The 21,184-nt window shown below is 58.6% G+C and carries 14 protein-coding genes and 2 pseudogenes; 14 read left to right on the forward strand and 2 right to left on the reverse strand.

The features are described from left to right. Positions 1–157 precede the first annotated feature (157 nt). The 10 genes from B0G74_RS06190 to B0G74_RS06235 all read left to right on the forward strand — a co-directional run bounded on the left by B0G74_RS06190 (position 158) and on the right by B0G74_RS06235 (position 12,222). A complete protein-coding gene (locus B0G74_RS06190; protein WP_132374022.1) occupies positions 158–1,516 on the forward strand; it encodes an MmgE/PrpD family protein in 1,359 nt (452 codons plus the stop codon). A gap of 115 nt (positions 1,517–1,631) precedes the next feature. Then, positions 1,632–2,399, forward strand: a complete 768-nt coding sequence (locus B0G74_RS06195) for a hypothetical protein (protein ID WP_207915620.1) — start codon at positions 1,632–1,634, stop codon at positions 2,397–2,399. Positions 2,400–2,638: 239 nt separating this feature from the next. Continuing rightward, on the forward strand, positions 2,639–4,171 hold the full coding sequence (locus B0G74_RS06200; RefSeq protein WP_243658117.1) for an ABC transporter substrate-binding protein: 1,533 nt from the start codon (positions 2,639–2,641) through the stop codon (positions 4,169–4,171). A gap of 54 nt (positions 4,172–4,225) precedes the next feature. After that, entirely contained in the window at positions 4,226–5,167 is a 942-nt protein-coding gene (locus B0G74_RS06205) for an ABC transporter permease (protein ID WP_279388561.1), read from the forward strand. Between the two features lie 2 nt (positions 5,168–5,169). After that, positions 5,170–6,030: an ABC transporter permease gene (locus tag B0G74_RS06210; protein WP_132374024.1), complete on the forward strand. Its 861-nt coding sequence runs from the start codon at positions 5,170–5,172 to the stop codon at positions 6,028–6,030. Between the two features lie 74 nt (positions 6,031–6,104). Next, entirely contained in the window at positions 6,105–7,112 is a 1,008-nt protein-coding gene (locus B0G74_RS06215; protein WP_132376856.1) for an ABC transporter ATP-binding protein, read from the forward strand. An 11-nt stretch (positions 7,113–7,123) separates the two neighbouring features. Next, positions 7,124–8,149: an ABC transporter ATP-binding protein gene (locus B0G74_RS06220; RefSeq protein WP_132374025.1), complete on the forward strand. Its 1,026-nt coding sequence runs from the start codon at positions 7,124–7,126 to the stop codon at positions 8,147–8,149. A 497-nt stretch (positions 8,150–8,646) separates the two neighbouring features. After that, entirely contained in the window at positions 8,647–9,600 is a 954-nt protein-coding gene (locus B0G74_RS06225) for a succinylglutamate desuccinylase/aspartoacylase family protein (RefSeq protein ID WP_243658118.1), read from the forward strand. After that, complete coding sequence (locus B0G74_RS06230) at positions 9,572–10,687, forward strand: pyridoxal-phosphate dependent enzyme (RefSeq protein ID WP_243658119.1); 1,116 nt, start codon at positions 9,572–9,574, stop codon at positions 10,685–10,687. The genes B0G74_RS06225 and B0G74_RS06230 overlap by 29 nt, the downstream gene beginning before the upstream one ends. A gap of 347 nt (positions 10,688–11,034) precedes the next feature. Then, complete coding sequence (locus B0G74_RS06235; protein ID WP_132374027.1) at positions 11,035–12,222, forward strand: porin; 1,188 nt, start codon at positions 11,035–11,037, stop codon at positions 12,220–12,222. A 632-nt stretch (positions 12,223–12,854) separates the two neighbouring features. Here B0G74_RS06235 and B0G74_RS06240 read toward each other — a convergent pair. Continuing rightward, positions 12,855–13,394 carry an Lrp/AsnC family transcriptional regulator gene (locus tag B0G74_RS06240; protein ID WP_132374028.1) on the reverse strand — a complete coding sequence of 180 codons (540 nt, stop codon included), beginning with the start codon at positions 13,392–13,394 and terminating at the stop codon, positions 12,855–12,857. 192 nt (positions 13,395–13,586) lie between these two features. On the opposite strand from B0G74_RS06240, the gene mdeB reads away from it, so the two are divergent. Next, positions 13,587–16,301 carry an alpha-ketoglutarate dehydrogenase gene (gene mdeB, locus B0G74_RS06245; RefSeq protein ID WP_132374029.1) on the forward strand — a complete coding sequence of 905 codons (2,715 nt, stop codon included), beginning with the start codon at positions 13,587–13,589 and terminating at the stop codon, positions 16,299–16,301. Positions 16,302–16,413: 112 nt separating this feature from the next. Next, positions 16,414–17,880 (forward strand): annotated as a pseudogene (ilvB, locus tag B0G74_RS06250) (biosynthetic-type acetolactate synthase large subunit); the annotation flags it as partial. Between the two features lie 42 nt (positions 17,881–17,922). Here ilvB and B0G74_RS06255 read toward each other — a convergent pair. Beyond that, positions 17,923–19,097 (reverse strand): IS3 family transposase gene (locus B0G74_RS06255; RefSeq protein WP_132373960.1). Its coding sequence is split into 2 segments (ribosomal slippage): positions 17,923–18,842 and positions 18,842–19,097, totalling 1,176 coding nucleotides; the frame shifts between segments, so codons are not numbered across the junction. 66 nt (positions 19,098–19,163) lie between these two features. On the opposite strand from B0G74_RS06255, the pseudogene B0G74_RS06265 reads away from it, so the two are divergent. After that, positions 19,164–19,388: pseudogene (locus tag B0G74_RS06265) on the forward strand (thiamine pyrophosphate-dependent enzyme); the annotation flags it as partial. A 127-nt stretch (positions 19,389–19,515) separates the two neighbouring features. After that, the gene (gene aceF, locus B0G74_RS06270; RefSeq protein ID WP_132374030.1) at positions 19,516–21,183 is read left to right on the forward strand and encodes a dihydrolipoyllysine-residue acetyltransferase; all 1,668 of its coding nucleotides are present in this window, start codon (positions 19,516–19,518) and stop codon (positions 21,181–21,183) included. Position 21,184: the final 1 nt, after the last annotated feature.

Genomic DNA, 21,184 nt, shown 5'->3' on the forward strand with positions numbered 1-21,184 from the left:
AACCACATCATATTTGATATTTGACGGACATTATTGTCGGCCCGATAATTTTTAGAACGGCGCAACTAGAGCGCTTCATGTGGCGGGCTGTCCGCGTTGCTGAAGCCGAGGCATCGTCGGACACCTTGTCACGATCTGTCCTAGGGGAACCAACGAAATGAAATGTCCAACGGTCGGGCTGCTGGCGCGCTACGTGTGCGATCTCAAAGCGAACGACATTTCCGACAAGACCAAGCACCGTGCGGCAATGTGCATTCTCGACACCCTTGGCGCGGTCGCGGCTGGTCTACGTGTGCCGAGCGTGGTCGCGGCACGAAAGGCCAGTATGGATTTGTTCGGAAAGGGGGATGTCCCTCTCTGGTTTGACGGAGGACGCACGACGGCGGCCGGGGCTATGTTTGCCAATAGCTCTGCGGCGGCTGTACTCGATATGGATGATGGACACATTGAGGCCCGTGGTCATCCCGCCGCTGCAGTAATTCCAGCAGTGCTGACTGTTGCCGCGGAAATCGGAGCCTCAGCTGATGAGGTTTTGAGTGCAGTTGCGATCGGCTACGAGGTCGGAATCCGGATAAAGTCCGGGCGTGGCGATCACGGGCAACAAGGCTGGAACGGCCAGACCGGGGTGTGGACGGGATTCTGCGTGGCTGCTGCTGCTGGGTGGCTACTGAAGGCATCTCAAGATCAAATTGCCAACGGCCTTTCGTTGGCGGGAGTTTACAGTCCCGGGTTGGTCGCCACTTCATATACAACCCAACTCGGGGCCGACATTAAAGAAGGAATTCCATGGAGTACTGTCGCGGGCTACAGCTCATTGGTCTTGGCTAAGTTTGGGCACGTCGGTTTCGCAGACATTTTTGATCACCCACCGTTTTTTGACTCAGAGAGGATTCTTAGAGGGTTGGGCGAGGACGAAATGAAGATCAATAGCAACTATTTCAAACCCTATGCGACCTGTCGGCATTTCCACGCAGGGGTCAAGGCCCTTGAAACACTGGTCGCGGATCACGGCATAAACGCAAGTGAAATCACTGCGATCAAAGTTCATATCTTCGATTATGCGCTAAGATTATCCAACAAAAGCCGCCCCGAGACTTTGACCGACATCCAATACAGCATTCCGTACTGCATGGCGGTTGTGGCAATTTTAGGCGCTGATGCTTTGTTGCCGATCGACGCATCCTTGCTCGGACGACGGGAGATCTCGGCTCTTGCCGATAAGGTTGAAATCATTCCGGACGCCGAGTACAGCGCCAAATATCCGAGCGTCGCACTCAATCGCGTAGAGGTCATAACCCGAAGCGCCGTATATTCGTCATCGCCCACGTCGCCTCCATGCGTTGCCGACGCACCAATGCCCATAGAGGCACTGGTGTGCAAGTTCCGAAGGGCGTCGGGTAATACATTGGACCATGATCAGCAAGAAGACGTGCTTCGTGCTTTCACCAGTCTTCTAAATGGAGAAATCGCGCCGCTGCTCGAAGTGACAGCCAAACCGGCCGCGGTCGGCCTCTAGTACCGGGTGGGAAGAGGTGAGGGCTGGCGTGGCCACGGAATATGCCGTTGGTTGGGTTGTAACGCCCAAGTCTGTTGATTTCAAGACGGTTTTTTGAATCAGCGAGAAGGTCAAAATGAAAGTGATAGCATCCGAGCACAGTGGGTGTAGGGACGAGCCGGCGAATTCAAGTGACAATAGCCAGCTTTTGGGGGTCATCAAACTGGACCGCGACGATGTATCGAAGAAATCGTCGGAGACCGCGGAAAGGGAGACAGTTATGCCATTCATGGTGGACGACCCGGCGTGTTGGTCATTGCCGATATGCAAGACGGTTGCCAAAGGCGCAAACGCAGTGGCGAACAAGGTGCCGACTCCCGCAGCTGCCCGCGGCATTCTTGAAGCCGCACGGCGGCTCGATGGTTGCACTAACCTGATTATTGGTGGTTGCGGGTATATGTGGGCGTCCCGCAAACACCTTTACGGACAGACGTCGACACCCGTACTCACCAGCGCGCTCGAGTTTGTCGATCTTGCCCTGCGTATGACAAAGCTGCCGGTCGGGATTATCACTTGGGACGCCGTGCCGCTGGTGCCTTTACTGAAAGACCAGCCCGGCTTCGAACGCCTTCGTTTCGTGAGCATACGCGATCTGCCCGACTGCGCGAACTGGGTTCTGGACCCCTGCGCTCTGGAACAACCATGCGGATGGAGGAAGGAGCGCATGGCGCAACAGTTGGCGGAGCGCTTGGCCGAGGCGTTCGGCAAAGATGGAGTGTTCCATGACGTCGGTATTTTAGTGCTCGAATGCACGTTGTTGCCGGACTTCCGGAAGACTATCCGTTCGGTGACACCCATTCCAGTGCTCGACCTCCTGCATTTCGCCAAAGCCGCGCTTGAGTAATCGACGGAGACCAACTCCGGGACGCCCGATCCGCAATGGACTCGGCGCAGAAAAGCGGAAATCGGTACTGCCGAGGTTACTCTGGCGCTAGAAGGTTAGCCTTTTTAAACCGCGTTGTGCAGATATTCCATAAGTAGTACGTAAAAATAGACGATGGTTCAATACTAGATCCCGATATTTTTAAAATCGGTGACTATTATAAAAATCGGAGACACAGCAAGATGAGGAACAACAGGCGCGTGCTCGCGCGAATTGCATTGGGTTCGCTCGCCATCGCAACAATTCTCGCACCGCAAGTGAGCCTTGGGCAGAGCCCTAAGGGCGACGTCATTACCGACGCTATCGTCGGTGAACCACCTACACTCGACCCGATGACCACCACAGCGGACGTAGTTGTCAGCCCGAGCGAGCACATCTTCGAGACGCTCTTCACATTCGATTCCCAGTGGAGGGTCCGCCCGCTGCTTGCGGAAAGCATGCCGACGATTAGCGGTGACGGTCTGACCTACATCATCCCGATCCGCAAGGATGTCATCTTTCAGGACGGTTCGAAGATGACCTCGGACGATGTAGTCGCTTCGCTCGCGCGGTGGGAGAGGGCAGCGACTTCGGGCAAGGAGGCTTCAGTCCATATCGACGGAATCCGCGCCACCAACGATCATACCGTCACTATCAAGCTAAAAGAACCATTTACTCCGCTTTTGTCGCTGCTCGCCAAACAAGTGTCAGCCGCGGTCATCGTGCCGAAGGCAAACATTAAGGGCGACCAGTTGACCAAGCTGATTGGCACCGGCCCTTACAGACTTGCGGAGCACAAGCCCGATCAATACATCAAGCTGAGCCGCTTCACGGGCTACGTCTCGCGCAAAGAACCCTCCGACGGCACCTTCGGCGAACGCAAACAGATCGTGAAAGAGATCGATTTCATTCCGGTTCCTGACAACAATACCCGGGTCGAGGGCGCCGTCGCCGGCCAGTATGACTATGTTGACGGCCTCCCGATAGAAGCCTACGGCCGGCTTGAAAAGAGCGACAGGTCCAAGCCCGTCCTTCTTCGGGATGCGAGCTGGCCATTCTTCGCGTTCAATATGAGGGCTGGGCTGATGAGCCACCTGAAGTTGCGCCAGGCAGTCGCGGCGGCCCTGTGCCCGGAGGACATGCTGCTTGCGGCTTTCAGTGACAAGAAGTTCTACAGCGTTGACGCCGCCCTCTATCCGACGAATTATCGCTGGCACAGCGAGGAAGGGGCTCAGGTCTACAACCAGCACAACGCCCAGAAAGCGTCCAGCCTGCTCAAGGAAGGCGGCTATAACGGCGCGCCCTTGCGCATCCTTACCTCGCACCAATATGAGTTCCACTACCAGATGGCCGAGGTGGCGAAGGCATGTCTCGAAGAAGCAGGGTTCAGGGTCCAACTCGACGTCGTCGACTGGGCGACGCTGACGCAGCGCCGCGGGAACCCGAAGCTGTGGGACATCTACATCACTCATTCTTCGTTCAATCCCGAGCCGGCGACGCTTAGCGCCTACTATTCGTCCGCACCTATGGGTTGGGACACACCTGAGAGGACCAAGGTCTGGGACGCCTTCCTCAGTGCTACCGATGAAAAGAAGCGCGAGCAGGCGTTTGCGCAAGTGCAGAAGCTCGTGTGGGATCAGTTGCCGTTCTACAAGGTCGGCTCATTCGCTTGGCTGGCTGCCGAGAACCGCACGATGACCGGCGTTCCGAAAATCGGGTGGCCGGTGTTCTGGAACGCGAAGGTTAGTAAGTAGTACGCGCTGTCTTATCCCTTGGCCCCCCAATAGGTTCCTTCGGAGGAGTATCAATTGAATAATTACGCCGCCAAACGCCTTACCGGCATGATCGTGGTGATGTTCATCGTGCTCACCGCGGTCTTCGTCATCGTTCGTCTCGCTCCCGGCGACCCGGCATCGCTGATGCTGGGCCCGGATGCCACGCAGGCAGACGTAGTCGCCCTGCGCACGGAGATGGGCCTTGATCGACCGATTGCCGTCCAGTATGTGTCGTTCCTTGAGCAGATGGCGACCGGCAATCTCGGCCGTTCTGTCTTCTTTGATCAGCCGGTGACAAAGGTCATCGCCGCGCGTGCCGAGCCGACCGCGCTGCTGACCCTATTTTCAATCGTAATTGCGGTGGTCATCGCGCTACCGGTCGGAGTGTTGTCGGCCTATACGCGCGGCACGTTATTCGATCAGGCAGCGCTCTCCACGGCGATGCTTGCGGCCTCGGTGCCAAGCTTCTGGCTGGGCCTCATGTTCCAGCGATATCTGGCGACGGGTGCGGGCTGGTTTCCCGTCTCCGGTTTCGGCACGCCGGACGCGGGCTTCCTCGAGCGAATTCGCTATCTTGCGCTGCCGTCCATCGTGCTGGGTCTCGTCAATTCCGCTCTCATCATTCGCTTTTCACGCGCCGCGATGCTCGACGTGCTCAGTGGCGACTATGTGCGCACGGCCCGCGCCAAGGGCATGAGCGAGCGGCGCATGTTGGTCAAGCATGCCCTGAAGAACGCGCTGATTCCGATCGTCACGGTCATCGGGCTAACCTTCGCGCTTCTCATTTCCGGCGCCATCGTGACTGAGCGCGTTTTCAACCTGCCGGGCCTCGGCTCGCTGGTGGTCGGCGCGGTGCTCAGGCGCGACTATCCGGTCATACAGGGAGTGCTCGTCATGATGGCGGGACTCTACGTATTCATCAATCTCTTGATCGACATGCTCTATTTAGTGATCGACCCGCGAGTGAAATACTGACCATGGCAACCGCATCTACTCCATTCGCTGAAGTCAGCCTCCTGAAATCGCTGGTGCAACGGCATTCGGTAATCGTTGGCCTTGCAATTCTTCTCGTTATAGTATTCGCTGCCGTCTTTGCGCCGTGGATCGCTCCCTTCAATCCTAGCAAGCTCGCGGTTCTCACCCGGCTGAAATCGCCAGGCGGGATGCATCTGTTCGGCACTGACGAATACGGGCGAGATATCTTCTCGCGCGTGATCTTCGCCGGCCGCATTTCGCTGACGGTCGGGATATCGGTCTCCATCCTTTCGTCGATCGTCGGCGTCTTCTTCGGGTTGCTCGCAGGATTCTTCCGGCGTCTGGACGCGCCGATCTCCCGTGTCGTCGACGCGATGATGGCCTTTCCAGACATTCTGCTTGCTATCGCGCTCGTCGCGGCACTCGGCGGCTCGGTCCTCAACGTCATCATTGCGCTGTCGATCGTCTACACGCCGCGCGTTGCCCGTGTCGCGCGCGCTTCGACGCTGGTCATCCGCGAGCTTACCTACGTGGAAGCAGCGCGTGCGCTCGGCACTTCGACATGGCGCATCCTGATTATCCACGTGCTGCGCAACATCGTTTCGCCTCTCGTCGTGCAGGCGACTTTCACGTTCGCCTATGCGATGCTCGCAGAGGCCGGTCTTTCCTTCCTAGGCGTAGGCGTCGATCCGTCGACGCCTACCTGGGGCACGATGATCAACGAAGGGAGCCAATACGTCTCGACCGCCGGCTGGATGATCCTCTATCCGGGGATCGCGATCACCATGTGCGTGCTGGCCCTCCAGATTGTCGGCGACGGCCTCAGGGATGCGCTCGACCCGAACCTCTCGAAGGAGCTTTAGAAGTGTCTGAACTTGTTCTTCACAATGTGCCTGCTGTCGGTTTCAAGGCCACGTCCAAGGTGGGCGATCTAACGATGGCCAGCGACGACGTGCTGCTTGTCGACGGGCTGAGCACCCATTTCGTCTATAAGAGTCGTGTAGCCCAGGTGATCCGCGACGTCAGCTTTACGCTCAAGAAAGGCAAGACGCTGGCGCTTGTCGGCGAATCGGGATCGGGCAAGTCCGTCACCTCCCTGTCGATCATGGGCTTGCTCAAGCCACCCGGCCGCGTCGTCAACGGTCGCATCCTATATCGAATGTCGGACGGCTCGACCGTTGATCTCGCCGGAGCGAGCAAGCGCGTCATGCGAAAGATCCGCGGCAAGGAGATCTCGATGATCTTTCAGGAACCGATGAGTTCGCTGAACCCGCTGCTGACTGTCGGCGAGCAGATCGCCGAAATGGTCTGGCTGCACCTGTCGATAAGCAGAGCCGATGCGCGCCAGAGGGCCATCGAACTTCTGCGCCTCGTTGAGATCCCGGCTGCCGAGCGGCGGGTCGACGACTATCCGCACCATATGTCTGGTGGCATGCGCCAGCGCGTCATGATCGCGATGGCGCTCGCCTGCGAGCCGTCACTGCTGATCGCCGACGAACCGACGACCGCGCTTGATGTGACGATCCAGGCACAGATCCTCGGTCTGATGCGCAGGCTCCAACGCGAGATGGGCATGTCGATACTGTTCATCACGCATGATATGGGCGTCGTCGCCGAGATCGCCGACGAAGTGGCAGTGATGTATGCAGGTGTCGCCGTCGAGCAGGCACCGGTGTGCAACCTCTTCGACCGCCCGAACCATCCCTACACGCTGGGACTTCTCGCCTCGATCCCCGAGGCTAATCGCGAGCGGGACGAGCAAGGTCGGCGAAAGCGGCTGACTGCCATCCCTGGATCCGTGCCGTCTCTCTACGACCTGTCGCCTGGCTGCCCGTTCAAGGCGCGTTGCAGCCTCGCCGAGGCAAAATGCAATGAGCCGGCGACGCTCGAATCCTGCGGACCGAACCACCTCTCGCGATGCTGGAAAAAGAGGGGGCAGGTATGAGTGGAGCACAGATGGAATCCACCGAGGTGTTGCTTCGCGTCGAAGGGCTAAGAAAGGTGTTCCACACGTCTTCCGGAGACGTGCAAGCTTTGAGCGACGTATCGTTTGACGTACGCAGGGGCTCGCTGATGGGGCTCGTCGGTGAATCGGGGTCGGGCAAGACGACGCTCGGGCGGTGTCTCCTGCGTCTCGTTGAGCCGACGGCTGGGAAGGTGATCTTTGACGGGATGGACATCACACGCCTCGACGCGCGCGGGCTCAAGGCCATGCGCAAGCGAATGCAGATCATTTTTCAGGATCCCTTTTCCAGCTTCAATCCGCGCATGCGCATTCGCCAGATCGTTGGTGAGGCGCTCATCGCCCATGGGATTGGCCGCAGTCGCCGCGAACGCGACGACATTGCTGCTGGGCTGCTAGAGGAGGTGGGGCTCTCAGCCGATCATCTGTCTCGCTATCCACACGAGTTCTCCGGCGGTCAGCGCCAGCGGATCGGTCTTGCACGCGCACTCGCCGTCGAGCCGGAGTTTCTCGTTGCCGACGAATCAGTTTCGGCGCTCGACGTCTCGGTCCAGGCGCAGATCCTCAACCTGCTGCAGGACCTGCGGGATCGCCGTGGCCTGACGATTCTCTTCATCGCTCACGATCTCAGCGTCGTTGAATATCTCTGTGACGAAATGGCCGTGCTCTATCTGGGACGCGTCGCAGAAATGGGGCCGAGCGAGGCGGTCTACGGTACGCCTGCCCACCCGTATACGCGGGCGTTGCTGTCAGCGATCCCGACCATCGATACGGCCCGACGCTGCGGCCGCCAGATCCTGACTGGCGACATCCCTAGCCCTCTATCGCCGCCGTCCGGCTGCGTATTCCGTACGCGCTGCCCGCATGTCATCGAGCGCTGCGGTGAGGTCGTGCCGAAGCTAACGGCCCTCTCTGGTAGGCACCAAGCCGCCTGTATCCGCATTGGAGCCTTCAAGGACCAGGAAAGACCAGTCCCTGAGATGCTCCATTTAGCACGGCTGCGGGAGGAGGGCGATTGAACGGACACCGGATTCTCCGCGACGCGATGGGAAGACGATGCCCTGTCTCTCCCACTCGCTGACGCGTCACATCGGATTTTTTGCATCTAGCCAAGGAAGATGGATCCTCATCGGCTTCAATCGCCATAAGTGGTGAGTTGCGCTGTCGTGATTCTGCGGAGTTGAATCCCGAAGGTATCGCCTCGGTGCTGCCCGCGCTGACACCAGGCCGTCGCACTCGACGGGCGATCTCTGATTTCTAGGAGCTGATCTACTGAGCAACAAGGAGACTGAATTATTGAGTGCGCTTTCGCCGCAATAGGTCCGTGTTATTCGCTAAATTGATTAATTCATTTGAAGATATGCCAACACTCACACGCATTTGGACGCCGGTTGATTTCACTCGCGACGGCAAGCAGGCGGGCTCTCTGCGGCTCCCGATTTCCTCAGACCTTTCAGCATATGGGTGGATTCCCATTCCCGTCGCTTGCATCAAGAACGGTAGCGGACCCACGGCCGTGCTGATTGCAGGTACTCACGGTGACGAATACGAGGGGCAAATCGCGCTACTGGAACTCGCCCGCTCAATCGAAGCGTCGGCGATAGCAGGCCGCATCATCATACTTCCGGCGCTCAATTTTCCGGCAGTGGAGGCTGGTCGCCGAGTTTCCCCGATCGACGAGGGGAATCTGAATCGCTTGTATCCGGGCGAAGCGCACGGGACGGCAACTCAGATGATCGCGCATTACGTCACGAGCATCTTGCTGCCGATGGCTGATCTCGTCGTCGATCTTCATTCGGGAGGCCGTTCGCTGGACTATACGCCTTGTGCGCTCATTCGACCTTCCGTTGACAAGCAGCTGAACGATCGAATGATAGAACTGGTGCGCGTGTTCGGCGCGCCAATTAGCTACATCACCGACGGCAAAGGTGGCGGCGGTAACACCACGCTTCCTGCCACAGCGGAGCAACTGCGAGTACCGGTGATCACTGCGGAACTCGGAGGCGGCGCGACGCTCAGGGCCTACGGAAAAGAACTTGCTCGCGCCGCGGTGTTGCGTCTGCTGAAACATATTGGGATTCTCGCTGACACTCCGCTTTCAAAGCGGCCCGAGACCCGCATGATGGAAGTGCCAGGGAGGGAGTTTTTCCTCTACGCAGAATCGGACGGGCTGTTCGAGCCTTCGGTGGCACCCGGCGACGAGGTGACGGTTGGCCAGCACGCGGGATATCTCCACTCCATCGCTTATCCGACGGAACTGCCGCTCAGTTTGGCTTTTGGTGCATCCGGGCTGGTCGCTTGCCGGCGCTTCCCGACTCTAACGAAACGGGGAGATTGTCTTTACTCACTTATGCGAGACGTTGAAAGGGGGGGCGTACATGACTACGCGCGCAGCGCGTCGCAATCCGTACTTGACGGACATGCGGTGCATTCGATGCAACATGCGTTTTCCAATCGCCGATTACTTTGAAGGATGTCCGGTCTGCCTGACTGCGGGTTGGCCTGCCAGTGTCGTACCGGAATATGACGGAGGAATGTTCGGCTCGGAGCAATGGGAAACGTGGCTCGCCTATTCGGGCGGGTCAATGCTCGGGGAGGGTGAGACGCCGCTCGTTCGATTGCCCAAGATCGAAGCTCGTATCGGTGTCGGCCGCTTGTTCGCAAAGTGCGAGGGCGCTAATCCGACTGGCTCGCATAAAGACAGAATGAGCGCGTTCGTCGTGCATCGGGCTCAGGAAGTTGGGGCGTCTACAGTTGCCGTTGCGTCAAGCGGCAATGCCGGCGTGTCGCTGGCTGCTTACGCCGCGAGTGCCGACCTGAACTGCGTCATCGTAACGACGCCGGAGATGAATGCGAATTGGCGGCGTGCAGCTGAAATGCACGGAGCTGAAATCGTCGCGACAGCTACTAGCAAGGAGCGATGGCAGCTCGTCGCCGAAAAGGTGCGCTCCGGAGCTTGGTATCCGGTTACCAACTACTTGACTCCTCCAGTAGGAAGTAACCCATTCGGGGTCGATGCTTATCGCGCCATCGCATACGAGATTTTTGCGCAGTCGGGCGTGAACCAACCGACGGATATCGCGGTGCCGACATCGCGAGGAGATATTGTTTGGGGCGTCGCGCAGGGCTATGCCGACCTGCGGAAGGCCGGGCTCATTGCGGTGGTACCGAGAGTGCATGCGGTAGAGCCGTTCCCGCGCATAACGCGTGTACTTGCCGGCGCGGATAGGCGTGAGACGTTCGCTGGAAACTCGGGCCTCGTTTCCATCGGGGGCGGGACTGTCACGTTTCAAGCGATGGAAGCGCTGAGGACAACCGGGGGGGCAGCTGTCTCGATCGACGAGACGCAAGCTCGAGCAGATCAGATAGAGCTGGCTCGCGCCGGCTTGTATGTGGAACTCTCAAGTGCCTCGGCGTTGAGTGGCCTCAAGAAATTGGTGCGTGAGGGAGTTGTGTCTCGTGAAGCTAACGCTGTCATCGTCACAACTTCTCACGGGTACAAAGAGGAAGTGCACTACGACCGGCCGCTTGACGCAGCCTCGCTTCGATTGATGTAGAAGGGGCAGGAAATAATGGAAAGGTGTCGGTACCTCGTCGGGACTGGGGCGCGGGCACGGTATGAGAACATCGTTTCTTCCTACGCAGTGAGGTTCACGTCAACGCAACACTTCAAACGGAACCTTCTGCTTGAGTGTGTCTGCCCGGCATCGAAGCACAGCAGCTCCAGCGAACAAGGACCACGCCTTTTAGATTGGCATAGGAGATGCGGTTGATACATCGCCTGTATCGTTAACTCCAGTTCTGAAGGATTCTAGTGGGACGAGAGGTTCCTCACGGAATAGAAGTGTCATAACACCGAAAGCAATATGACAGTAAATTGGTAGTCCTATATAAGGAGGAAATGATGGAACGTAAAATTAACGCTGTTATGGGGTGTGGCGTTGCTCTCGCACTGGGAGTGACGCCGACGGCGCATGCGCAAAGTAACGTCATGCTCTATGGAATTATCGATGAGGGCTTGACTATGATCACCAATAACGGTGGCAAGCATCAGTACCTTCTCAACAGCGGCGTATTGCAAAGTAGCCGTTGGGGACTGCGTGGTGCAGAGGATCTTGGTGCCGGACTGAAAGCGATTTTCAGAATCGAAAGTGGCTTTGACGCAAGCACTGGAAAGCTCGCTCAAGGGGGACTCGGGTTTGGCCGTCAAGCCTATGTCGGCATGCAAAGTAACTATGGTACCGTCACTCTTGGCCGGCAGTATGACTCGGTCGTGGATTTCGTCGGACCACTGGAGGCAGGCGACCAGTGGGCTTCTTCAATGGGCGCACATCCGGGCGACATTGATAACTTCAACAACTCTTACCGCACCAACAACGCAATCAAATACGCGAGTCCAAACTATGGCGGCTTTACGTTCGGCGGCGTGTATAGCCTTGGCGGCGTTGCCGGAGACTACTCGCGGAACCAGGTCTGGTCAGTAGGTGGTCAATACGCTAACGGCCCACTTCTGCTGAGCGCTGCATACCTCAACGTGCGTAACCCGAATGTCGCCTTCTTTGGCAACTCCACCTCCGGTACGGTCAGCACCACCACGTCGAACGTCTCGTCGCCGATCTATGGCGGATACGGCTCCGCGCACACCTATCAGGTTGTTGGAGCGGGCGGTGCATACACGATTGGTTCTGCTACGATTGGGGCAACGTATTCTAATGTGAAGTTCTATGGGCTTGGGTCATCATATGCGTCGGCATTTGCGGGCCAAACCGCCACATTCAATAATGTGGAAGTGAACTTCAAATATCAATTCGCACCGGCGCTTCTTGTTGGTATCGCGTACGACTACTTGCGGGGTAGCAGTATCAATGGTAGTTCGGCACCGAGGTATAACCAGGGCATGGCCGGCGTCGATTACTTTCTGTCTAAACGCACCGATATATATGTCGTCGCCGACTACCAGCATGCAAGTGGCTATACCGCTAATTCGGCGGGGACCGGCGTGACTGCAGCTGTGGCTGCTCTGCCCACGCTTTCGGCCTCTTCCAACTCAAACCAGCTCGCAGCTCGCATTGGCATTCGTCATAAGTTCTGACGGAGGCACTGTCATTGCTGTGTTGGGCGAACTTGGATGGACTTGAGTGGCAGGTTAGTCTGTCGTGCCAAAGGTGGATCGCGCCTTGGACGTTGACCCGCAACGGAACAAATGGTTCAAGGCGTCTTTTTTGCGATCTGTCGAAGGGGTGTCAAGGTACTTTCCTAAGACGATCGTGCCATATTCGTCGATCCACCTGCTCTACGGACTATCGTTCGCGTTCCACACCAACCGCGGCGCGCCGGCTGGCCGTTGCGTTGACGGAACTCGATCGAGTTTTTTGGATTTGCTCGTCTACGCCCCGGAAGACAGCCATTACTCGGTGTCGACGCGGTTACAACCGGCTTTCTGTGCCGCTTCGAATCCCATTAGAGGGCTTGCGGCGATCGATACTGGATTGGCCGCAGAGTTATCAATCCACGAGATTCTTGCTTGAATGAAGGCGACTTCGGTGAATGCTGTCCATCCGCCACTAGCCATACAATTGCATACGTGCCAGCTGTACTCATGAAGGACTTGTGTCTTCGCGATTTATACAATGCCTGTTTGAGCCGGCGGCTACCTGCCGGCACGACGCGTTGTTGTCAGCGCAACACGTTGCCGTCGACGAACAGACATTGGCTGCCACCCGTTTAAGTCCACTCCTGAGGTACTTCGTCGCCGCTCGAAAGTGTGAGGCCTGGAGTCGGCAGCGGCAACGCCGTCTTGTAACGCACTTGCTTCAGCGCGAAGCTGGATCGGATGTTCGATACGCCGGGTATTTTCGTCAGCCATTGCACGATGAAGTGCTCGAGGCTCTGCATATCGCGCACGACAACTCGCAGCAGATAATCGGCATCGCCAGTCATCAGATAGCACTCCATCACCTCGGGCCGGTCAGCGATCTCTCTTTCGAAGCAGCGTAACGCGTCTTCTACCTGTTGCTCGAGCCTGACCTGAATGAACACGTTGATACGCAACCCTAGCGCGCCAGCGTCGAGGAGAGTGACGTGTTGCCGGAACAAACCGAGCTTTTCGAGAGCGCGTACGCGATTGAAGCAGGGGGTAGGCGACAGATTGACCGCGCGCGCAAGGTCAGCATTAGTGATGCGCGCATTGTCCTGCAACTCGCGCAGGATCGCGATGTCGGTGCGGTCCAAACGACGCGAGGAGAGCTTAGTTTCGGAGGTCATGGTATGGAAATCTCATGCGAGGCAGCATTGCAAGAATTTATACCCTATCTGCAGCTGAGACGATCAAGAAAATAGACGCACATTTTGTGAGCGCGTAGCTAAGCTCTCTGTCACACCGTCGAACTGCAGGGTTCGATTGCCACGATCCTCACGAGTTTCACGAATTTACACCCAGTTCAGCCTGGAGTCGCCATGACCGATTTATCTAGCGGTGTTCAGCCGGTTCTCGCCCTTACTCAAACTCGTATCGACAGCGACCCGCAGGAGACTGCCGAGTGGCTCGCTGCACTGGATGGCGTGGTGGAGCATGTTGGGCTCGAGCGTGCCCAGTATGTTTTCGACCGCCTAGCCGCGCACGCGTTGTCAAGCGGCATTGCAACGGCGCGTGCGAACGTCACGCCCTACGCCAATACCATCCCGGTCGATCAACAGCCGCCGTTTCCGGGCGATGTCGATACCGAGGAGCGACTGGCCGCCGCGTTACGCTGGAATGCGCTAGCGATGGTTGTGCGGGCGAACCGCGCGTACGGCGAACTCGGCGGACACATCGCGAGCTATGCATCGGCAGCAGATCTGTTCGAAGTCGGTTTCAATCATTTCTTTCACGGTGCGAATGATGCTCATGGTGGCGACCTCGTCTACTTCCAGCCGCATTCGTCGCCGGGTGTGTATGCGCGGGCTTTTCTTGAGGGCTTCCTTAGCGAGGAACATCTTGAGCACTACCGTCGCGAGATCTCGGGCCCAGGCTTATGTTCTTATCCACATCCTTGGCTGATGCCCAATTTCTGGCAGTTTCCGACGGGCTCGATGGGCATCGGACCAATCAACTCTATTTACCAGGCGCGCTTCATGCGTTACCTAGAGAATCGCAGCCTGCTGAAGACTGAAGGTCGCACGGTATGGGGCTTTTTCGGCGACGGCGAGATGGACGAGCCAGAATCGATCGGCGCATTGTCGCTCGCGGCACGCGAGGGGCTCGACAACCTGGTTTTCGTGATCAATTGCAATCTGCAGCGACTGGACGGGCCCGTGCGAAGTAATGGTCGCATCATCGACGAGCTCGAAGCGCAATTTACGGGCGCGGGATGGAACGTCATCAAGGTCGTGTGGGGCTCCGACTGGGATGGCCTTTTCGCACGCGATCGCACGGGCGCCTTGTTACGCGCATTTGCGCATACCGTCGATGGACAGTTTCAGACCTTCTCAGCCAACGATGGCCCCTACAACCGCGAGCGCTTCTTCGGACAGAACGATGAATTAGCCGCGCTCGCCGCGCATCTGAGCAACGACGACATCGACCGCTTGCGGCGGGGCGGCCATGACGTGCGCAAGCTGTATGCGGCGTACGACAAGGCACTGAAGCATAGTGGCCAGCCCACGGTCATCCTCGCGAAGACCATGAAGGGCTTCGGCATGGGCTCGATCGGCCAGGGGCGTATGACGACGCACCAGCAGAAGAAGCTCGACGTCGAACAGTTGAAAGAGTTTCGCGACCGGTTCCGTTTGCCTCTTTCCGACGAGGACGTCGAGGACCTGCGGTTCTATAAGCCCGCGGATAGCAGTCCGGAAATGCGGTATCTGCATGCCCGACGAGCTGCACTCGGCGGGTATCTGCCCCGGAGGCGAACAACCGCGTCACAGACGCTGACCGTGCCGCCAATGTCAGCCTGGGGGCAATTCGCGCTGGAAGCCAACGGTAAAGAGATGTCTACGACGATGGCGATAGTGCGGATGCTCGGCAGCCTTTTGAAAGACGCGTCGCTCGGCTCACGCATTGTCCCCGTCGTCGCCGACGAAGCACGTACGTTCGGTATGGCGAATCTGTTCCGCCAGGTTGGGATCTATTCGCCACTTGGGCAACTGTACGAGCCGGAAGACATGGGCTCGATGCTTTACTACCGGGAAGATACCGGCGGCCAGATACTGGAAGAGGGTATCTCGGAGGCTGGCGCTGTGTCGTCGTGGGTCGCGGCGGCAACTTCATACAGCGTGCACGATCTTCCGATGCTGCCTTTCTACATCTATTACTCGATGTTCGGCTTTCAGCGCATCGGCGATCTGATCTGGGCTGCCGCAGACCAGCGTGCGCGCGGCTTCCTGATTGGCGCGACGGCGGGCAAGACGACACTCGGTGGCGAGGGTTTGCAGCATCAGGACGGCACGAGCCATCTGGCGGCTTCGACGGTGCCGAACTGCCGCGCCTACGATCCCGCATTCGCATACGAGGTGGCCATGATCGTCGACGAAGGCATGCGCGAGATGATCGAACGTCAGCGTGACGTGTTCTATTACCTGACCGTGACGAACGAAAACTATGCGCAGGCTTCGCTCCCCAGTGCACCCATCGAAAGCGTTCGCGAGGGCTTGCTCAAGGGGATGTATCCGCTTGACGCGGCATCGCTCGAACGGGCCGAGGTCCAGTTGCTCGGCTCGGGTGCAATTCTGGGTGAAGTGCAGGCGGCGGCGCGCATCCTTAAGGAAGACTGGAATATTGAAGCATCGGTGTGGAGCGTGACAAGCTTTACCGAGTTGCATCGAGACGGCGCCGCAGCCGTGCGCATCGAGCGTTTGTTCGTGGAGGATCAGAGCACATCTTCGTATGTGACGTCCGCACTGTCTACCTCGCACGGACCCGTGATAGCGGCGACAGACTATGTACGCGCCGTGCCAGAACTCATCCGCGCATACGTGCCTCGCCGCTACGTGACGCTCGGTACGGATGGCTTTGGGCGCAGTGACACCCGTGCGGCGTTGCGAGCCTTCTTCGAAGTCGATCGGAATTCGATCGCGACTGCTGCGTTGAAAGCGCTTGCGGACGACGGTGCAATCTCGGCCGATATCGTTAGACAGGCCGTTGATCGCTATGGCAAGCGAGACGAGCACAGAGCCGCGCCGTGGCAACGGTGATCCGCACTACGTGGAGCTAAAAATGAAGATTGCGGGTTCGGAGATACAACAGGTCGCTAAGGCAGATCCTTCCGGTGCGTCGGGCAAAGACGTCCATGCATCGGGAGCACAGATTGTCATATCCGTATTGCGTGAAGAGGGGGTTGATACGGTTTGGGGATATCCGGGCGGTGCCGTCCTGCCGCTTTACGATGCGCTCCAGGAAACTGTCGATATCACGCATTTACTGGTTCGCCATGAACAGGCCGCCGTGCACGCAGCAGATGGCTTTTCGCGTGCAACGGGAAAGGTGGGTGTTGCGCTGGTGACGTCGGGGCCGGGCGTGACGAACGCGGTGACGGGCATTGCTACCGCCTATTTTGATTCGATTCCGATGGTGGTGATCTCCGGCAATGTTCCCACACACTGTATAGGAACCGATGCGTTTCAGGAGTGCGATGCTGTCGGGATCACACGGTCGATCGTGAAGCACAACTTTCTGGTGCTGGACGTCTTACAACTTGCGAGGACATTAAAGAGCGCATTTCACATCGCCCGCACCGGGCGTCCCGGACCTGTATTGGTCGATATCCCCAAGGACGTACTTCAGGGGAAGACGCCATTGTGCATCCCTGAAACGGTTTCCTTGCGATCCTATCGCCCGCGTATGGATCCTCATATCGGGCAGGTGCGCCGCGCTGCCCACGCGCTCGCGCGCGCACGCAGGCCGTGCATTTTCGTGGGCGGCGGCGCGGTCGCCTCCGGTGCAAGCGACGAAATCGCGGAACTCGCGCATCGACTTGATTCACCGGTGACAAACACGTTAATGGCGCTCGGCGCGTTTCCCGGCTCAGACAGCAGATGCTTAGGGATGCCGGGACTGCATGGTACGTACGAAGCCAACATGGCGATGCAGCATTGTGATGTGTTGATTGCGCTCGGGGCGAGATTCGATGACCGGGTCATTGGGAATACCAGAGACTTCCGGTCGGACGGAAGGACGATTGTTCATGTTGATATCGACCCCGCGACCATAGACAAGCGAGTGCAGGTTGACATTCCGATCGTAGGAGACGTCAAGACTGTGGCGCAGGCGATTCTGACCTTGCTCGAAGAGCAGCGTATCAATGCTGAAAATCGCAGTGATTGGTGGCATCAGATAGGGACCTGGCGGGAGAAGCGTTGCCTGGCTTACGAACCGGACGTCAACGTAATCAAGCCGCAGTATGTCATCCAACGCCTCTGGGAAGCGACTGGGGGGGATGCCTTTGTTTGCTCCGACGTCGGGCAGCATCAGATGTGGGCCGCACAACTGTATGAATTCGACAAGCCTCGTCGATGGATCAACTCGGGCGGCCTGGGAACGATGGGAGTGGGCCTGCCTTACGCCATGGGAGTGAAACGTGCGTTTCCGGATGCGGATGTCGTTGCAGTGACAGGCGACGGGTCAATCCAGATGTGCATCCAGGAGTTGTCGACCTGCAAGCAGTACGACCTCGGGGTCAAAATCGTTTCGCTCAACAATGGCTGTCTTGGCATGGTGCGGCAACTGCAGCATGTGAGTTATGGCGACCGGTACTCCCATTCATACATGGACGCGTGACGTTGCCCGCGAATTTCGGATCCCTTAACTGAGCGGAGATTATGCCACCCGTTGGTTCTGGGCGGCGTGCCAGTCCTGCTCGAATTGCATCGGGCTGACGTAGCCCAACGTCGAGTGCAAGCGCGAATGATTGTAGAAGCTCAACCAGTCGATTACCTCGTCCATCGCTTCGCGACGCGTTGCGAAGCGCTGGCCAAGGATGCGTGCTCGCTTGAGCGATCCCCACAGGCTTTCGGTCGGCGCGTTGTCCCAACAATTTCCTCGACGGCTCATCGAGCTGCGCATGCCGTAGCCCTTAAGCAGGTCCTGGAAGTCATGACTGCAATACTGGCTACCCCTGTCGCTATGGACGATCAGGCCCGCTTCCGGCCGGCGGCGAAACCACGCCATACGCAGCGCGTCAGACACCAGCTCCGTGCGCATGTGTGGCTGCATCGACCAACCCACCACCTGACGGCTGAACAGGTCGAGGATGACCGTCAGGTACAGCCAGCCCTCGTCAGTCCAGAGGTACGTGATGTCCGTACTCCAGGCCTGATCGGGGCGAGCAGGCGAGAAATCGCGTTGCAGCAGGTTCGGCGCGACCGGCAGGTTGTGGTTGCTGTCGGTGGTGGCCTTGAAGCGGCGTTTGGTCTTCGCCTTGATGCCATGCAGCTTCATGAGCCGCTGGACACGATCCTTGCTGACGCGAATGCCCTGGGCAAGCAGCTTCTTCCACACCCGCGGCCAGCCGTACTCGCCTTTGGATTCAGCGTGCACGGCCTTGATGTGGACCAGCAGGGCGTCGTTGCTGATACGTCGGCGCGGACGCTCCGTATCGACGTCCCGGGCCTTGCGGGCATGGTAACCGCTGGGGCTGACACCCAGCACCTGGCAGGTCAGGGAAACCGGCCATTGTCGGCTGTGAAGTTCAATCCAGGCGTACTTCAATCCGACACCTTTGCGAAGTACGCCGTGGCTTTTTCCAATATGTCGCGCTCCATCTTCACGCGTGCCAACTCCGCGCGCAGCCGGGCAATCTCCATCTGTTCGGGAGAAACCTGCTTGCCTGCGCCGTTCAGCTTGCCAGCGGCATCGGCCTTAACCCAGTTGTGCAGCGTCTTCGGGCTAATGGCTAGTATCTTTGCCACCGCCGCCATGCTCTGGCCGCTGCGGACCATGCGCACGGCTTCTATCATGAATTCCTGCGTGTACCGTGCTCTCGGATTACCCATCTTTCCTTCCTCCTCGCGTGAGTTTTACACACTCAGCAAGGGATCCATTTTTTACGGGCAAGCTCAGCGTTGCCTGACTTTGTCGCGCTTGCCCGCGCATATGGCCACGTCGGTTTCCGCATCGAGCGCCCGTGCGATGTCGAGCCCGTGTTGCGGGAAGCACTTGCCATGAAACACCGGACAGTGTTCATGGATTTTGCAATCGACGCATCGGAGAACGTTTGGCCTATGGTTCGATCAGGCGCGGGTTTGACCGAGATGCTGATGAATTCAGGCGACCTCGACCGATAGGTCAGTCTGGCCAGGGCTGCGCGAAGCGGTGGTGCCTTGCTGTTTGTTCGGACACTGATGCATTCACGAGACGTAGTGCAAATCGATCGTTGGGCCGGCTTTGAACCGCCATTGGGAGAATGTTGAGGTGCATGTTACAGAGATTAAGGTGCCGGACATCGGGGATTACAAGGGCATTCCTGTGATCGAGGTGCTGGTGAAGGCCGGTGATACCGTCGAGAGAGAGCAATCGCTCGTTACGCTGGAATCCGACAAGGCGACCATGGACGTGCCGAGCTCGGCCGCCGGTGTGGTCAAGGAAGTGAGGGTCAAGGTCGGCGACAACGTATCGGAAGGCTCGCTGATCGTCGTGCTGGACGGCGCTGAAGGCGGCGCGGCTGCGCCGGCTCCGGCGTCTGCTGCACCGGCGGCGGCCCCGGCCCGGGCCCCGGCGCGCACACCGGCTGGCGCGCCCGTGGCTGCCCCGGCCGCAAGCGGCGGCGGCCTGCAGGAAGTCAAGGTGCCGGACATCGGGGATTACAAGGGCATTCCTGTGATCGAGGTGCTGGTGAAGGCGGGTGATACCGTCGAAAAAGAGCAGTGGCTCGTGACCTTGGAATCGGACAAGGCGACGATGGACGTGCCGAGTTCGGCCGCCGGCGTCGTCAAGGAAGTGAAGGTCAAGATCGGCGATACCGTATCCGAAGGCTCGGTGATCGTCGTGGTGGAAGCCGAAGGTGCTGCCGCAGCTCCCGCCCCGGCGCCCGCAGCTGCACCGAAACAGCAGGCCGAAAAGCCGTCGGATGCGCCGATTGCGCCGTCGCCCGCTGCGGCTTCGCCGTCGGCGCTCGCGCAGGCGCCGCTGATCCCGGCAGGCGAAGGCGGCACGCGTCGCACGAGTCACGCTTCGCCGTCGGTACGCAAGTTCGCGCGCGAACTGGGTGTCGACGTGACGCAGGTGCAAGGCACGGGACCGAAGGACCGCATTACGCAAGCCGACGTCACTGCCTTTATCAAGGGCGTCATGACGGGTCAGCGCGCAGCGCCGGCCGGTGCAGCCGCGCCTGCGGCGGCTGGCGGCGGGTTGAATCTGCTGCCGTGGCCGAAGGTCGACTTCACGAAGTTCGGTCCGGTCGATCCGAAGCCGCTGTCGCGCATCAAGAAGATTTCCGGTGCGAACCTGCATCGCAACTGGGTCATGATTCCGCACGTCACGAACAACGACGAAGCGGATATCACCGAACTCGAAGCGCTGCGCGTGCAACTGAACAAGGAAAACGAAAAGGCCGGCGTGAAGATCACGATGCTGGCATTCGTGATCAAGGCCGTCGTGTCGGCGCTGAAGAAATTCCCGACGTTCAACGCGAGCCTCGACGGCGACAACCTCGTGTTCAAGCAGTACTACCACGTGGGCTTTGCCGCCGATACGCCGAACGGTCTGGTGGTTCCGGTAATTCGCGACGCGGACAAGAAGGGTCTCGTCGAAATCGCGAAGGAAATGACGGATCTGTCGAAGGCCGCGCGCGAAGGCAAGCTGAAGCCGGACCAGATGCAAGGCGGCTGCTTCTCGATTTCGTCGCTCGGCGGTATTGGCGGCACGAATTTCACGCCGATCATCAATGCGCCCGAAGTCGCGATTCTTGGGCTGTCGCGTGGTGCGATGAAGCCGGTGTGGGACGGCAAGCAGTTCGTGCCGCGTCTCACGCTGCCGCTGTCGTTATCCTGGGATCACCGAGTCATCGACGGGGCGGAGGCTGGGCGTTTCAATGCGTTTCTGGCGGCGCTGCTTAGCGATTTCCGTCGCGTGATTCTTTGAG

The organism is Paraburkholderia sp. BL9I2N2 (assembly GCF_004339745.1).
In the GTDB taxonomy this organism is placed as follows: domain Bacteria; phylum Pseudomonadota; class Gammaproteobacteria; order Burkholderiales; family Burkholderiaceae; genus Paraburkholderia.

Excerpts from the sequence above, each read along its gene's own strand:
- B0G74_RS06190 (WP_132374022.1), top strand. The coding sequence starts at position 158 with ATGAAATGTCCAACGGTCGGGCTGCTGGCGCGCTACGTGTGCGATCTC.
- B0G74_RS06195 (WP_207915620.1), top strand. The coding sequence starts at position 1,632 with ATGAAAGTGATAGCATCCGAGCACAGTGGGTGTAGGGACGAGCCGGCG.
- B0G74_RS06210 (WP_132374024.1), top strand. The coding sequence starts at position 5,170 with ATGGCAACCGCATCTACTCCATTCGCTGAAGTCAGCCTCCTGAAATCG.
- B0G74_RS06215 (WP_132376856.1), top strand. The coding sequence starts at position 6,105 with ATGGCCAGCGACGACGTGCTGCTTGTCGACGGGCTGAGCACCCATTTC.
- B0G74_RS06220 (WP_132374025.1), top strand. The coding sequence starts at position 7,124 with ATGGAATCCACCGAGGTGTTGCTTCGCGTCGAAGGGCTAAGAAAGGTG.
- B0G74_RS06230 (WP_243658119.1), top strand. The coding sequence starts at position 9,572 with ATGCGTTTTCCAATCGCCGATTACTTTGAAGGATGTCCGGTCTGCCTG.
- B0G74_RS06235 (WP_132374027.1), top strand. The coding sequence starts at position 11,035 with ATGGAACGTAAAATTAACGCTGTTATGGGGTGTGGCGTTGCTCTCGCA.
- B0G74_RS06240 (WP_132374028.1), bottom strand. The coding sequence starts at position 13,394 with ATGACCTCCGAAACTAAGCTCTCCTCGCGTCGTTTGGACCGCACCGAC.
- mdeB (WP_132374029.1), top strand. The coding sequence starts at position 13,587 with ATGACCGATTTATCTAGCGGTGTTCAGCCGGTTCTCGCCCTTACTCAA.